Annotated in this window: 11 protein-coding genes; 7 read left to right on the top strand and 4 right to left on the bottom strand. The window is 50.0% G+C overall.

All coding sequences use genetic code 11. The features are described from left to right. Positions 1–41: 41 nt before the first annotated feature. From ABEB26_RS19215 to ABEB26_RS19200, 4 genes are all read left to right on the top strand, one after another. On the top strand, positions 42–1,268 hold the full coding sequence (locus ABEB26_RS19215) for an MFS transporter (protein WP_345723665.1): 1,227 nt from the start codon (positions 42–44) through the stop codon (positions 1,266–1,268). Continuing rightward, positions 1,261–2,355 carry a flavin-containing monooxygenase gene (locus tag ABEB26_RS19210; protein ID WP_345723664.1) on the top strand — a complete coding sequence of 365 codons (1,095 nt, stop codon included), beginning with the start codon at positions 1,261–1,263 and terminating at the stop codon, positions 2,353–2,355. Before ABEB26_RS19215 ends, ABEB26_RS19210 begins: the two co-directional genes overlap by 8 nt. Next, on the top strand, positions 2,352–2,903 hold the full coding sequence (locus ABEB26_RS19205) for a sigma-70 family RNA polymerase sigma factor (protein WP_345723663.1): 552 nt from the start codon (positions 2,352–2,354) through the stop codon (positions 2,901–2,903). Before ABEB26_RS19210 ends, ABEB26_RS19205 begins: the two co-directional genes overlap by 4 nt. Before the next feature lie 86 nt (positions 2,904–2,989). Next, positions 2,990–3,121: a hypothetical protein gene (locus tag ABEB26_RS19200; protein ID WP_345723662.1), complete on the top strand. Its 132-nt coding sequence runs from the start codon at positions 2,990–2,992 to the stop codon at positions 3,119–3,121. Positions 3,122–3,196: 75 nt separating this feature from the next. Here the strand turns inward: ABEB26_RS19200 and ABEB26_RS19195 are convergent, their stop codons facing one another. After that, on the bottom strand, positions 3,197–5,098 hold the full coding sequence (locus ABEB26_RS19195) for a cellulase family glycosylhydrolase (protein ID WP_345723660.1): 1,902 nt from the start codon (positions 5,096–5,098) through the stop codon (positions 3,197–3,199). Between the two features lie 590 nt (positions 5,099–5,688). Here ABEB26_RS19195 and ABEB26_RS19190 point away from each other — a divergent pair. Both ABEB26_RS19190 and ABEB26_RS19185 read left to right on the top strand, forming a co-directional pair. Further along, positions 5,689–9,753 (top strand): hypothetical protein, encoded by a 4,065-nt coding sequence (locus tag ABEB26_RS19190; protein WP_345723659.1) that lies wholly within the window; start codon positions 5,689–5,691, stop codon positions 9,751–9,753. Between the two features lie 123 nt (positions 9,754–9,876). Beyond that, positions 9,877–10,278, top strand: coding sequence for a hypothetical protein (locus tag ABEB26_RS19185; protein ID WP_345723658.1), 402 nt, complete (start codon positions 9,877–9,879; stop codon positions 10,276–10,278). 47 nt (positions 10,279–10,325) lie between these two features. On the opposite strand, the gene ABEB26_RS19180 is transcribed toward ABEB26_RS19185, so the two are convergent. Then, positions 10,326–10,691 carry a cupin domain-containing protein gene (locus ABEB26_RS19180; protein WP_345723657.1) on the bottom strand — a complete coding sequence of 122 codons (366 nt, stop codon included), beginning with the start codon at positions 10,689–10,691 and terminating at the stop codon, positions 10,326–10,328. Between the two features lie 96 nt (positions 10,692–10,787). Beyond that, complete coding sequence (locus ABEB26_RS19175; RefSeq protein ID WP_345723656.1) at positions 10,788–13,058, bottom strand: discoidin domain-containing protein; 2,271 nt, start codon at positions 13,056–13,058, stop codon at positions 10,788–10,790. Positions 13,059–13,250: 192 nt separating this feature from the next. Here ABEB26_RS19175 and ABEB26_RS19170 point away from each other — a divergent pair, with 192 nt between their 5' ends. Further along, entirely contained in the window at positions 13,251–14,819 is a 1,569-nt protein-coding gene (locus tag ABEB26_RS19170; RefSeq protein ID WP_345723655.1) for a phytoene desaturase family protein, read from the top strand. Here the strand turns inward: ABEB26_RS19170 and ABEB26_RS19165 are convergent. Further along, the gene (locus tag ABEB26_RS19165) at positions 14,816–15,532 is read right to left on the bottom strand and encodes a phosphatase PAP2 family protein (RefSeq protein WP_345723654.1); all 717 of its coding nucleotides are present in this window, start codon (positions 15,530–15,532) and stop codon (positions 14,816–14,818) included. The two genes, ABEB26_RS19170 and ABEB26_RS19165, sit on opposite strands and share 4 nt — an antisense overlap. Between the last annotated feature and the right edge of the window lie 60 nt (positions 15,533–15,592).

The raw sequence follows: 15,592 nt of genomic DNA, 5'->3' as shown, positions 1-15,592 counted from the left end.
GACCGTTTAACATCGTTTTTGCAATGCTGAAGGATTTGGGTATGCGGCGAAGCCCGTTTTATGGCTGGTGGATTGTCGGCACGCTGGGATTTACCGAGATGACTTCGTGGGGCGTAATTTACTACGCATTTAGCGTGCTTTTGACCCCGATGCAGCGTGAGTTGGGTTGGTCGCAAGCCCATTTTACCGGTGGATTTTCGCTGGCCTTGTTTATTTCGGGAATCATGGCTTTACCCGTTGGCCGCTGGCTTGATCAACATGGCGCACGCGGTTTGATGACGTTTGGCTCATGTTGGGCGGCGATTTTGGTGGTGGCTTGGGCCAATGTTCAATCGCTCTTGGCTTGGTATCTGATCTGGGCGGGCTTGGGATTGGCGATGGCGGCAATTTTGTATGAGCCAGCTTTTGCGGTGGTGGCAACTTGGTTTCAGCAAAAACGCCAACATGCCCTGACAATTTTGACGGTTGGGGGTGGCTTGGCCAGCGTCGTGTATGTGCCCTTGATCACGCGGTTGCTAGGCACGCTGAATTGGCGTGAAGTTTTGCTATGGCTGGCCGCAATTTTGGCAGTGCTAACGATTCCGTTGCATGGCTTGGTGTTGCGTGGTAAGCCCGCCGATTTGGGTTTATTGCCTGATGGCGGGTCGCTGGCAGTTGCAACAGTTACCCCAAATTCAACGATTCGGCCTTCGATGTCGTTGGGCACAGCAGTGCGAGCAGGCGCATTTTGGTGGTTGGCATTAGCCTTTGGTCTGACCACGATGGCAACATTCACCTTAGGCGTGCATTTGATTTCAGCGATTCAAACCCAAGGCTATGCTCCTGAGATTCAAGCCTTGGCCGTGGCGTTGCTGGGTGGTTCGCAAATTCCCAGCCGAATTGTGATTGGCAGTGTTGGGCGGCATTTGCCTCAGGTGCAATTGGCATGGATGTTGTGTTTGCTGCAAAGCCTCGCTTTTGCAATCTTCCTGTTTGTGCCAAATATGACAGGACTGCTGCTATTTGCCTGCTTGTTTGGGGCGGGGTCAGGCGCGTTGACCCCGACACGGGCGGCCTTGGTTGCCGATGTTTTTGGCACTGCCCAATATGCCAGTATCAGCGGGGCGTTGGCGTTATTGACCACAACCGCTCGGGCTTTGGCTCCGGTGTTGGCCAGCTTGTTGGTGGGATTGTTGCATAGCTATCAACCGCTGTTTGGCTTGTTATTACTGATGTGTTTGATCAGTGCAGCGGCGATTTATCTGATTCGAGGTGCAAGTAATGGCTAATCAAACGATCGTGATTGGGGCTGGCCAGGCTGGTTTGGCGGCTGGCTATTGGCTGCAACAAGCTAAAATTCCATTTCAAATTATCGAGGCGCAGGCAAGTGTTGGTGGCTCGTGGCCCGCCTATTACGATAGCTTGCGCTTATTTTCGCCAGCGAGATTTTCAAGTTTGCCTGGCATGGCTTTTCCTGCGCCCGCTGATAGTTACCCTCAGCGCGATGCTGTTGTGGCCTATTTGCAACGCTATGCTGAACATTTTAATTTGCCAGTTCAAACCAATACCGCAATTAGCAAAATCGAACGTCAGCAAGCTGGCTTTCGCCTGACAAGTAGTACAGGGCAAGTATTTCAGGCCAGCCAAATTATTGCCGCAACCGGAGCTTTTGCGCGACCATTTATCCCCGAATTGCCCAATCAAGCTGCATTTCAAGGCCAGATTTTGCATAGTGCTAGCTATCGCAATCCAGCAGATTTTGTGGGCAAACGAGTTGTGGTGGTTGGCGCGGGCAATTCGGCGATTCAAATTGCGATTGAGCTAGCTCAAGTTGCCAATGTAACCCTTGCCACCCGCCAACCGATTCGCTTTCAAGCCCAACGAATTGCTGGTCGCGATCTGCATTGGTGGTGGTGGTTGACGGGCTTTGATCGCTTGGCGCTCAATACTCGGGTGGGGCGTTGGATTCAGCAACGCACTCAGGGAATTGTTCTCGATACTGGTCTGTACAGCAGAAAAATCAATCAAAACCAACCCCAACGTCGCGCCATGTTCGAGCGTTTTACTGAAACAGGCCTAGTTTGGGCGGATGGATACCATGAATTAGTTGACATAGTGTTGTTTGCAACTGGCTATCGACCGCATTTGAGCTATTTGCGAGGCATCAATGCACTTGATCAGACTGGCTTGCCCTTGCACCGGGCAGGCGTGAGCACCACAGTTGAAGGTTTGTATTACGTTGGTTTGGAGCAACAATATAATTTTGCTTCAGCTAGTTTGCGTGGAGTTGGGCCAGATGCTGCGCGAGTAGTGCGCCAGATTCAAGCTCGAATCCAGCAACCAGCAGCGTGTTGTCGTTGGGCGGTGAGCCGATGAGCCAGTTTGATCTGACCAACCTTTGGCAAAAGCTAGCACAACCGCTGCGGCGATTTTTGCAAGCTCGTTTGGCCGATCATACGGCGGTGGAAGATCTGCTGCAAGATATTTTCCTCAGTGCCTATCTCAAATCTACGCAATTGCAGGATTCTGAGCGCAGCGAGGCTTGGCTTTGGCAAATTGCCCGCCACAAATTGATCGATCATTATCGTGCGCGGCGCGAAACTAGCTCCCTTGATGCAATGTTGGAAGCTGAAAACAACCAACAACCGCCAATTTTAGCGGGCTTTGATCGTTGTGTGCAGCAAATGTTGGATCGTTTGCCCAGCCAAGATCGTTGGGTTTTGCAACGCACGGCATTTGAGGGTATTAGCCAACAAGCCTTGAGTAACGAGTTGGGCTTATCGTTTTCGGGCACAAAATCGCGAGTTCAACGGGCACGCCAAAAATTGCGCGTGTTGTTTGATCAATGTTGTGCCGTGGAGCGCGATCCTGCTGACCATGTTTTGGGTTGTCGCCCACATCATCAGTCAATTCAACTCGAATAAACTGCGTCCTTTGGTAAATTGGCCGTCTTTAATCATAGAAGCGTTTGAATGCTGCTTCAACTGAATTTATGTTAAGGAGAACGATTATGTCCTCAACCGAAACCACCAAATCGAACAATGACTGCTGCTCAGCTGAAGAACAAGCAACTTGCTGTTCAGCCGATGAAAAAACCAATTGCTGTGGTGTAAGTCAATCCAGTAGCTGTGGCTGTCGTTAGATTTTTATTGACATAAATCGAAAAGCCTTGACAATTTGTACTGTCAAGGCTTTTGTTTTGTTGCTAATCGATCAATTATGGATTGCTTGGGGCTGGGTTGCCCTGCTGATAATATTGGGTGATAGTTGTGCCAGTTGCTGTGCCACCGAGCGGAATTTGATGATCGAGGCTGACAAATTTACCATTGCGATCGGCCCATAATGTTGGCTTGAGCAAGGCATATTTGGCCTCATCCCAGGTGGCCCAATCGTAACCGAGCAAGCCGCCAGTATCGCCCGAATTGGGGTTGAGCACCCAGAAGGTATGGTGCAAATAATGTTCCTTAATAAAATCACGCAGTGCTTTCATCCATTGTTCGTTTGCGCCACCATCTAAAAAGCCACCCCATTCGCCGATAAACAACGGCGCAATATTTTCTTCATGGATAAAGAACCAGTTAGGATACCAAACGTCATTGTAAAGCGTTTCTTTGTTAAAACCAGGGTAGAACCATGATTGATTAAAGACCAATGGGCCGTAATCGTGTGGTGAGTAGACCAATTGATCTTGGTTGTTGCCAAGATTGACCGGATAATCGCGCACCCCACGTAAATTTCCGCCCCACCAGGTAAAATAGTAATCATTTTTGTTGCTCGATGTGTAGCTTGCACCTGCTTTTGGATAAACCTCGTTACCCTCGCATAGCACCAAGACATTAGGGTTAATCGCCAAAATCCGTTTGCTGGCGGTCTCACAAACATATTTCCAGTTGTTTATATCGGTCGAGTTATCCCATTTAGCAAATTGCCCACTGGCTTGATTATCGTGCGCTGTGCCGTGTGGCTCGTTCTTAATATCCATTGCGATCACCGTATCGTCATTTTTGTAACGATCAGTAATCCACTCCCAAGCCTGATAAAACTGCTCGCTGGTGATCGAGCCTTTGTACCATAGTGGAGCATAATGTCCCGAATTATCGGCTTCAGCGCTATGCACATCGATCATCACCTTGATGCCAAATTGCTTTGAAAGCACAACAAAGCGATCGAATATTTGCAACGAGGTTAAGCCTTCTAATTCAGGATTGGCGTAAGTATTGACATTTGGTGTTTTGAAAACCCCTGCCTTCCACTCCAAAATCAACTCAGTTGAGATTGGTACGCGAATAATATTCAAACCACGTTGCGAAATGCTTTGCATCATGCTGGTCAAATTGGCCGACCACAAGCCATGAAACACTCGTTCAGTCGCATTGAAGCCAAACCAATTGACTCCGGTTAACCAAACTGGGCGGCCTGCGCTATCAACAATTTGATTGCCATTGGTGTGCAGCCAATCATCATTATTGTTATTGCCAGTTGGAGTACTCGTAGCCGTTGGATTGACCGTGGTTGGAATCGGGGTATTGGTTGGTCGGGGTGTACTGGTGACCGTTGGAACGATGCTGGTTGGCGTATTGGTTGGGCGAGGCGTTCCAGTTGTGGTAGCAATTGGCGTATTAGTTGGAACGATTGGTGTGTTGGTTGCTGGTGGGATGCTAGGAATAGTTGTGTTGGTAGGTATTGGGCTTGGCTGATCGCCGTTGCAATTAACGCCATTCAAGGTAAACGCACTTGGAATCGCATTACTACCGGTATACGAAGCCTGGAAACCAAAGCTTGCAGTACCATTGCTGGGTAAACTGGCGGCCCATGCTGGATTGGCGACGCTGACCTGAGCACCAGTTTGGGTAAGCACCCCATTCCAAAGATTAGTAATTGCCTGATTACCCGCGAATGTCCAGCCAACTTGCCAATTATTGAGACCGATTCCAAGATTCTTAACACTAATATTGGCAGTAAAGCCAGTATCCCACTGATTCGAGATTGTGTAAGTGACCTCGCAAATGGCGGCGGCAGCGGTTGGCTTAGTAATAGCGGGTTGCCCAGCTATGAGTAGCGCTACCAATCCGCCGATCATGGCTAGGCGTGTGCGAAACGAACGTTGTTTCTGCGACATACATACTCCCTCGTATTTGAAATGATAGCAGAACTGATTAAACCGATCTTGATTGAGACCGATCCCTAAGAAAGTCCATCCCATATCAGTTCAGTTATAAAAATACCTTAATATTTTTGATTTGTGAAGCCCTAGTTTAGTCAAATTTAATCAGCAAAATCAACTAGCCACTTAGGGCTAGAATATCCCACTTTGGGGGAGTATTCCCAAGTAATTTGTGGGACTAGCCCATCCCCTCTATTACCATGGTTATTGGATGAGATAGGACTAAAGATTACCAGAAATTGAATAGGCATGGTATAGGATATAGCTGCATTTTCAGCCAATTGGCGATCAACGTTGATCGGTAACAAGCTTGTGATTGATATGTATACATCCATGATTTGATGTAGTGTCTTGTGGTCTATGTGATTGATATTCGTAGCTTTGAAGTTTGAGTGAGCCAGCGCTTAGGCTCCATCACCTAATCGGCGCGATTGATCACTATCAAATGCAGCGATTAACCACTGTGATGCGGCTGGTAGACCAACTTCACTCATTACTTCACCATCATTGAACGCGACATGTAGCCATTTCAGAGGAGCAATCGTATGAATTTCGATCGGTCTCGGCGTAATTATGGGCGACTTTTACTCGCCTTAATCGTGGTTCTTCACCTTGGTATGGTACGCTCTGTCGCCGCTGCTGGAGAGACTCCCTATGCTAATGCGGTTGATTCAAGTACTAGTGGTCTAATAGTTAATGCTGCCAATGCTGTTGGTGCACCAGATACCAATACTGCAACAGTCATTGGTTTGCTCGGCCAAAACCTGACCCTTGATATGGGTGCTAACGAAGAAGGTACTGGCGATCTAGTGGTGCACTATGGTGGGATTGGCGTGCAGTTGGCAGCGACCGTTCAGTTTCTGGATAGTAGTCGCCAAGTAATTGCCTCATCATCATTAGACATTATTGGTTTATCACTTGGTACTATCTATACGACCACAGTTGATTACCCACAAAGTCCTACTCCCTATCGGTACGTACGTTTTGTTTCGCTATTGACTGCATATCAAATTGATGCAGTTGCAGCAACAGCATTTCGCCCTGATAGTGATAATGATGGGGTGAATGATGTCGATGAAATCAACAACGGCACTAACCCCCTCGATCCAGATAGCGATGATGATGGTTTGACCGATGGTGAAGAAATCACCAATGGCACCAACCCCAATGATAGTGATAGCGATGATGATGGCTTGCCCGATGGTTGGGAAGTTGATAATGGCCTAAATCCAAACAATGGTACTGGTGGTAATGGTGCGGCTGGCGATCCCGATAATGATGGCTCCAGCAATTTGGATGAATATCAAAATGGCACCGATCCCAATGATCCAGATAGCGATAACGATGGTTTGAATGATGGTGCCGAAGATAGTGCTGGTACGAATCCATTGGATAATGATAGTGATAATGATGGGTTACCCGATGGCTGGGAAGTCAATCATGGCCTGAATCCATTGGATGCCACTGGTAATAATGGTGCAGCAGGCGACCCCGATAACGATGGTTCAAATAATGCTGCTGAATTTGCCGCTGGCACACATCCAAACGATGCTGATAGCGATAATGATGGTTTGAATGATGGTGTTGAAGCAGCTTTGGGTACGAACCCAAATAATGCTGATAGCGATGGCGATGGTTTGCCCGATGGCTGGGAAGTCTCGAATAGTCTCAATCCATTGAATGCTACTGGCAACCAGGGTGCTGCAGGTGACCCCGATAGCGATGGCTCGACCAACTTGCAAGAATATCAAAATAGCACCAACCCCCATGATGCAGATAGTGATAACGACGGTTTGAACGATGGCGCTGAAGCTGCTGCTGGCACGAATCCGAATGATGCAGATAGTGATAACGATGGCTTGCCTGATGGTTGGGAAGTTGCCAACAGTCTTGATCCATTGAGCAATGCTGGTAACAATGGTGCGGCGGGCGACCCTGATAACGATGGTTCAAACAACGCCGCTGAATTTGCTAACAACACCGATCCTCAGGATGCTGATAGCGATAACGATGGCTTGAATGATGGTGCTGAAGCCGCTGCTGGGACTGATCCAAACGACAGTGATAGCGATAACGATGGCTTGCCCGATGGCTGGGAAGTAGTCAACAGCCTCGACCCATTGAGCAATGCTGGTAACAATGGTGCGGCGGGCGACCCTGATAACGATGGTTCAAACAACGCCGCTGAATTTGCTAACAACACCGATCCAAATGATGCCGACAGCGATAATGACGGCTTGAATGATGGTGCTGAAGCCGCTGCTGGGACTGATCCAAACGACAGTGATAGCGATAACGATGGCTTGCCCGATGGCTGGGAAGTAGTCAACAGCCTCGACCCATTGAGCAGTGTTGGTGATGATGGAGCCAATGGCGATCCTGATAACGATGGTTCAAACAACGCTGCTGAATTTGCTAACAACACTAATCCCAATGATGCTGACAGTGATAACGATGGCTTGAATGATGGTCAAGAAGCTGCCTTGGGTACGAATCCAAACGCTAGCGACAGTGATAATGATGGTTTACCAGATGCATGGGAAGTGGCAAATGGCCTTGATCCGTTAGATGCCACTGGTGCTGATGGCGCAGCAGGCGATCCTGATAACGATGGCTCAAACAACGCCGCTGAATTTGCTAACAATACCGATCCCCAAGATGCTGACAGCGATAATGACGGCTTGAATGATGGTGCTGAGGCTTTGGCTGGTACGAATCCTAACGCTAGCGATAGCGATAATGATGGTTTGCCTGATGGTTGGGAAGTGAGCAACGGGCTTGATCCACTGAATCCAAACGATGCTGCTGGTGACCCAGATAATGATGGTTTGGATAATAGCGCTGAATATGCCAACAATACCGATCCCCAAGATGCTGACAGCGATAACGATGGCTTGAATGATGGTGCTGAAATTAGCGCTGGCACGAATCCAAACGATAGTGATAGTGATGACGATGGCCTGCCCGATGGCTGGGAAGTGACTAATAGCCTCGATCCATTGAGCAGTGTTGGTGATGATGGAGCCGCTGGCGATCCTGATAGTGATGGCTCGACCAACTTGCAAGAATTTCAAAATGGCACGAATCCCAACGATGCTGACAGCGATAACGATGGCCTGAGTGATGGTCAAGAGGCTGGTTTGGGAACCAACCCCAATAACGCTGATACTGATGGAGATGGCTTACCTGATGGTTGGGAAATCAGCAATAATCTGAATCCAAGCAGCACGACCGAAGGCAATGGAGCCGCTGGTGATCCTGATAGTGATGGCTCGACCAACTTACAAGAATTTCAAAATGGTACGAATCCGCAGGATGCTGACAGCGATAACGACGGTTTGAACGATGGTCAAGAAGCTGCTGCTGGCACTGATCCAAACGACAGTGACAGTGATAACGATGGTTTGCCCGATGGCTGGGAAGTAGCGAACAGCCTTGATCCATTAAGCTCAGTTGGTGATGATGGAGCCGCTGGCGATCCCGATAGTGATGACGCGACCAACGCTGCTGAATTTGCCAACAACACTGATCCCCAAGATGCCGACAGTGATAATGATGGTTTGAATGATGGTCAAGAAGCTGCTGCTGGCACTGATCCAAATGACAGTGATAGTGATAACGATGGTTTGCCTGATGGTTGGGAAGTAGCCAACAGTCTTGATCCATTAAGCTCAGTTGGTGATGATGGGGCCGCTGGCGATCCCGATAACGATGGTTTGAGCAATGCTGGCGAATTTGCCAACAACACCAATCCAAATGATAGCGATAGTGATAACGATAGCTTGCCCGATGGTTGGGAAGTAAATTATGGCTTAGATCCATTGAGTAGCGTTGGTGATGATGGTGCTAGTGGCAACCCTGATGGTGATAGCTACGATAACGCAACCGAGTTTGCTAACGGTACTAGCCCGATTGTGTTTGATGCCCCTGCGGCAACCAATACGCCAGAACCAACCATGACGAATACGCCAGAGCCAACGGCGACCGCGACTGATGTCCCGACCGCAACGGCGACGGATGTGCCAACGGCAACGGCGACGGATGTGCCAACGGCAACGGCGACTGACGTACCAACAGCAACGGCAACGGATGTGCCAACAGCAACGGCGACGGATGTGCCGACGGCAACAGCGACTGACGTGCCAACAGCAACGGCAACCGATGTGCCAACAGCGACCGCGACTGACGTGCCAACAGCAACGGCAACCGATGTGCCAACAGCAACGGCGACTGACGTGCCAACAGCAACAGCGACTGACGTGCCAACAGCAACAGCGACTGACGTGCCAACAGCAACGGCCACTGATGTGCCGACGGCGACCGCGACGGATGTGCCGACGGCGACCGCGACCAATGTGCCGACGGCAACGGCAACGGCAACGGATGTGCCAACGGCAACGGCGACCGCAATTGCGACGGCGACCGCAACCGCGATTGCAACGATGACGAATACACCAGTGCCAACGGTGACGGCGACCGCAATTGCGACGGCGACCGCAACCGCGATTGCAACGGCAACGAATACACCAGTTCCGACGGCAACCGCGACCAATATACCGCAACCAACTCCGAATCTGATTTATTTGCCAATGACAATGAAAGGCGAATAAATCCTCTAAATTGCGAATGCCCTGTTCATTCAACGAACAGGGCATTTTTTATTAAGCTGGCTTTTTATGATACAGTTCGGGTTGCGGTGAGAATGGTTCTCAGAATCTATTTAGGAGGTCTTCGTGATCGATCGCTTGTTCCTTTCGCCGACTGTCCACCTGAACATGGGGATGCTGGTGGTAACGGTCAGTATTTTGACGATGGGCTATGTCTGTTGGTTGGCTTGGAAGGGAAAACAGCTTAATCGTTGGGCCAATTTGGCGATTATTAGCATGCAACTGGTGATTATGATCCAAGCCTTGTTGGGGATCAAGCTGCTTGATCAGGGCTTGGGCGTTGTCCAGTTGTATATCCATTATGTGGGTGGGCTGGCTCCACTCTTCTTTTGCTCGTTGTTCTACTGGATTCCAATTGCGCGGCCTCAGATTAAAACTCGTTTTGCAGCGGTAGTCACAGTTGGCTCATTTTTGTTTGTGCTGATGACCTTCACGATTGGCCAAGCCTATGTGAGCGGCTCGATTTAATCAATTTGATCAGCCTCTCAGTCGTGAACGCTGAGAGGCTGATCCTGTTAAATTTGTTCTAGCTCAGTGCGAGTGCGCTTATTTTGTAGGTTGCCAGTGTTGAGGGTGGTGGCTGGCTCGAACATCATCAACCAAACTTCCTCGGTTTGGGCAACTGGGCAATGCTCCACGCCACGTGGCACAATCAGTATTTCGCCAGGGTTGAGCACTTGGTCGCCATCGCGCAACTGCATGCGCAAACGGCCTTGCACCACGAAAAATAATTCATCCTCATGTTCGTGATGATGCCACTCGAAGGCTCCTTGTAACTTGGCCAATTTGACCTGCTGACCATTGAGTTCGCCGATAACTCGTGGGTTCCAATAATCGTTGAAATGGCCAAATTTCTCGATGAGGTTGATCACTGTGGGCATGAATTTGCTCCTTGCATAACATTTTCCACTTAAACTATAACCCGACGAATCCGCTGAAGCATCCGTCGGGCTGCTGATTGATTTTTTAACCTAAACTTAGTTTTCTTGTTGCGCCAAAGGCAAATATTGAGCACCTTGGGTTGTTGCACCTGGTTTTTGCCATACTTCAACGTAATCAACTTCGAGCAGACCATTGCCCGCCACGATGCTATCGACAGTTGATTGTTTGATGCCAAAGTAGGCACAGCCTGCTGGCAATGGATTGCCAGTACAGCCGTTGTAGCCAGCGGGATATTCGCCGCCCAAGGCCAAATTCAAGATGAAGAACTTGGGATTGTTGTAAGTCCATTGGCCATAATCGGCGATGATTTGAGCACGAGTGAAGCTCAGAATTTCGCGATCATCGACGAACCATTTAATGTAGGTTGGGTCCCATTCGACGGCGTAGGTATGCCAATCGCTAGTGGTTTGGCCTGCTGGCAAGTTGACTAAGCCGCCTGCCGAGCCTGCTCCCCAGTAGCCTGGGCCATGCAGTGCGCCCGAAGTCCAGTTGCCATAGCCGATATTTTCCATAATATCCAGCTCGCCGTTGCCAGGCCAACCAACTTCATTGATATTTGCACCCATCATCCAGAAGGCTGGCCAGTAGCCTTCGCCAACCGGCATCTTCATACGAGCAACCATCTTGCCATATAAGAAGCTTTGGCGGCCTAAGCCGAAAATCCGGCCTGAGGTGAAAGGATAGCCGTTGGCGGTTTCTTTGCGGGCGGTGATTTTCAATGTGCCGCCGCTGACGGCAACGTTGTTGCTGGTGTATTGTTGCTGCTCGCCGTTGACATGCACGTCGTTGTCATAGGCCCAGTTGTTTAGATTAAGGCTGTTGCCATCGAAGTTTTCGACCCAAACACGGCTGAAGCTGCCAGTTAATGGGGTTGGTGCAGGATCGTAGCTGGGATTGCCTGCGTTACAACCATAGACTTCGAGTTCCCAAATTGAGTAGCCATACTCGGTACCCTTTTTGGTCATGTTGATCCGCAAGTAGCGGCCTGTGACTGGAGTGAGATTGTAGTCGTTGGTGGTTTGGGTATTACCAACCACGCTGCGAATATTCGACCAGTTGCTGCGATCATTCGAGACTTGAATTTGGTAATCGGCGGCGTAGGCTGATTCCCACAAGATGCGCACGCGGTTGATTGTGGCATTAGTTGAGCCTAAATCAACATACAACCATGCATTGGCTGGGCCGCTTGGATACCAGAGATGGCTCCAGCGGGTGGTTGTGGTGTTGCCATCAACGGCTTGGGCTGGGGTTGAGGTTTTCGATTCATAGAACCAAGCGTAGGCTGGTTTATTCAATGCAATATTGGTTGAGGTGGTGCAGTTGCCTGGAATGTTGGTTGGTTGGGCAGTTGGCTGTGCCGTTGGTTGGGCAGTTGGTTGGGCAGTTGGTTGGGCAGTTGGTTGGGCAGTTGGTTGGATGCCGCCGCTGTAAACTTCCAACTCGAATAGCGAAATGCCATATTGGGTGGCGCGAGTAATCCCTTCGATTCGCACATAGCGGCCAGTGCCGCTGATACTCAAATCATCAACGTTGCCATCACTATTGGTAATGGTTTGGATGGTTGTCCATGTGTTGGCATCGTTCGAGGTTTGCACCCGATAGCTGCTGGCGTAAGCTGCTTCCCAGCGTAAGACCACGCGATTGAAACTTTGCATACTGCCAAAATCAACCCGAATCCATTGACCATCAGCAAATGTGCTACTCCAACGAGTATTAACGTTGCCGTCAATCGCAAAATTGGCGGCGGTTGCGGCATTTTCGCTGCTTGAGGCGCTAGTCGTTTTGTTCAGGGCAATATTGCTGCTGCCAGCATTGCCATAGACTTCAAATTCAAACAATGAGATGCCATAGGCTGTGGCACGCGTGATGCTTTCAACGCGAACATAGCGGCCCGTGCCACTGATGCTCAAATCGTCAACATTGCCATCGCTATTGCTGATGGTTTGGATGGTCGTCCAAGTGTTGGCATCGTTTGAGGTTTGAATCCGATAGCTGCTGGCGTAGGCTGCTTCCCAGCGCAGCACCACATTATTGAAACTTTGGACGCTGCCAAGATCGACGCGCAGCCATTGACCATCGGCAAACGTGCTGCTCCAACGCGTATTAACATTACCGTCAAGCGCGAGTGCTGCGCCAAAATCAGCGTTTTCGCTGGTAGAGGCTACGGCAGTTTTGCCGAGCGCGAGGTTAGTGGCGGCAAATGTGCTTTGAGGCTGGCCCAAAAACAGCATTGGGCTGAGCACCAAACATGCTAACAAAGTTAGGCGTGATGCTCCACGGGAAGAAAACCGTACATTCGAGAACATCGTTGTCGCTCCTTTGGTGAAAAGACTGGACTTATTCCAGTGAGAGTATTAAAACATATTAAGAGTTGTTACTGCAATGCCACAGGTGCTACAAAAACAGCTACAAAATTGCGCTGACTACTTGACACTGCTGTTTGAATAGCTATATACAAAGACCTTTTTGCCGTGTATGTGTGGTGTGAAAGGAACGTTATGGACAGCTATGATGTTGTGGTGATTGGCAGTGGGCACAATGCCCTGATCGCGGCAGCCTACTTGGCGCGGGCAGGCAAATCGGTGTTGGTGCTCGAAAACAATGATCGGATTGGCGGCTTGGTGCGAACGGAAGAATTGACCTTACCTGGCTTCAAACATGATGTCTATTCCTCGGCTCACCCACTCTTTACCACCAGCCAAGCCTATGCCGACCTTGGCGCAGATTTGACGGCGCGTGGTTTGCGCTATATCAACACCGATATTCCAACTGGGGTTTCGTTTAGTGATGGGCGCACGGCGATTTTGCCCCAAGCCTTCGAGGCTGCGCTGGCCGAGGCTGAGCGTTTAGCCACGGGCGATGGCGCGGTGCTTAGCCAAATGTTGGCCTCATTCAACCCCTATGTTGAAGATGTTTTTGGCTTGTTTTCGATGGATTTGCAATCGCCAACGGCTCAAACGATGATTCAACGTTTACTACGGAGCGAAACTGGCTATTCGCCATTTAGTAAATTGTTGTTTGAAACGGCGCGAAATGTGGTCAGCCCATTTCAATCGCCAGTGATGCAGGCCATGCTTGCGCCCTGGGTGATGCATCTTGGCCGCACTCCCGACGAAATTGGCAGTGGCCTATGGGTCTATCTGATTGTGTTGGCGACGATGGGCGCGGGCATGGCAACGCCCGAAGGTGGCAGCGAGCAATTAGCCCGCGCTTTGGGTAGTTTGATCAGCGATCATGGTGGGGTAATTCGCACGCAAACAGCGGCGACGCGGATTGTGTTGAGTAATGGTAAAGCCAGCGAAGTGCATACCAACACTGGTGAGGCCTTCAAGGTGCGCGAACATGTGATCGCCTCGGTTAATCCTGATCAATTGTATTTGCGGTTGTTGAACGATTCGCCGCAGCCGGAACATGTGCTACAACAAGCCAAAGAATTTCGCTATGGGCGAGGTTGTGTTCAAATTCATTTGGCGCTCAGCGAACCGCCGCGTTGGCCTGATGCGCGTTTTAATCGGATTGGCCAGCCGCATTTAACCGATGGTCTCAATCAATGTACTTTGGCGGTGGCCCAAGCAATGGCAGGTTTGTTGCCAATCAATCCAACGTTTACTGTCGATTGTCCAACCAACCTCGACCCAACCCGGGCACCAGCAGGCAAAGCAATTATGCGGGTGCAAGTACTTGAAGTGCCATGCCGCCCGATTGGCGATGCCGCAGGGCAGATCGCAGTAGGTGATGGGACGTGGACAGGCGATTTGACCCAACGCTTTGTTGAACGGATTTTGGCCATTGTTGAACGGCATATTCCCAATATTCCATCGAGCGTTGTGGGCTTGCACACGATTACGCCGACCAGTTTAGCCCAATTCAGCCCGAATCTTGGGCCTGGCGATCCCTACGGCGGGGCGCACGATTTAGCCCAAAGTTATCTGTTGAGTCCTTTGCCCGCCCAACCCAGCCATCGAACGCTGGTTCCGAATATTTTTATGCTTGGGGCAGCAACGTGGCCAGGCCATGGGATTAATGGCGGTTCTGGCTATATCGTGGCGAAACAGCTTTTAGGCTAACTCGCTTGGCGGCGCTGGCGTTGCCAACTAATGCCATGCCAAACTGCCCGCAAACAGGCCAACCAAGCGATTCCGCCAATCCAGCCTGCGCTAATATCGGTCGGATAATGCACCGCGAACACAACCCGCGAGGTGCCAATTAGCGCTGCCATGGCGGCCAATCCAATAATAATCCCCCAACGCCGTGATTGCGGATGACCATAACTAAGGGCTATGGTCATACTGCCATACCAGGCTGCGGCGGCCATGGCATGACCACTGGGGAAACTGTAGGTGCTCAGCTGGTAGGCTGGCTCGAAGATGCTAGGGCGTGGGCGGGCAAAGCCATGTTTGAGCAAGGTCATCCAAATGGCCGCTCCAAGCAGGGCTAATACGATTAAGCTCAAGCGACTGAGCCATGCTGGTGGCTTGCGCCGATACAGCCAATAGCCCACAATTAATGTTTGCAAGGCTAAGCCGTAGAGTGTGCCGATCCATGTTGCAAGCTGAAAAATTGGGTTGAGATAGGGCAACTGCGTGCGTAACCAAAAACCACCAGCCAAGCCAGCCCGATCAAATTGGCTAATTTCAGGGTTGATCAAGCTGGTCAGCCACCAAAAGATTGCAATTAATCCAAGCGTGGCGGCACTTGATATCAGCAATGCTCGTAAGCCATTGAACGTCGTTTTAGAAATATCAGGTTGCCAATGGGGCTTGGTTGGTGATTGTTGCATACGATTGAACTCCATTAAGCCAGTTAGTGGGCTACTATAGCAGGCTTAAGGCCACAAAAA

Origin of the sequence: Herpetosiphon gulosus (genome assembly GCF_039545135.1) — a bacterium.
In the GTDB taxonomy this organism is placed as follows: Bacteria; Chloroflexota; Chloroflexia; order Chloroflexales; family Herpetosiphonaceae; genus Herpetosiphon; species Herpetosiphon gulosus.
The sequence above is the reverse complement of the archived record's forward strand: the minus strand, read 5'-3'. Positions and strand labels throughout refer to the sequence as shown.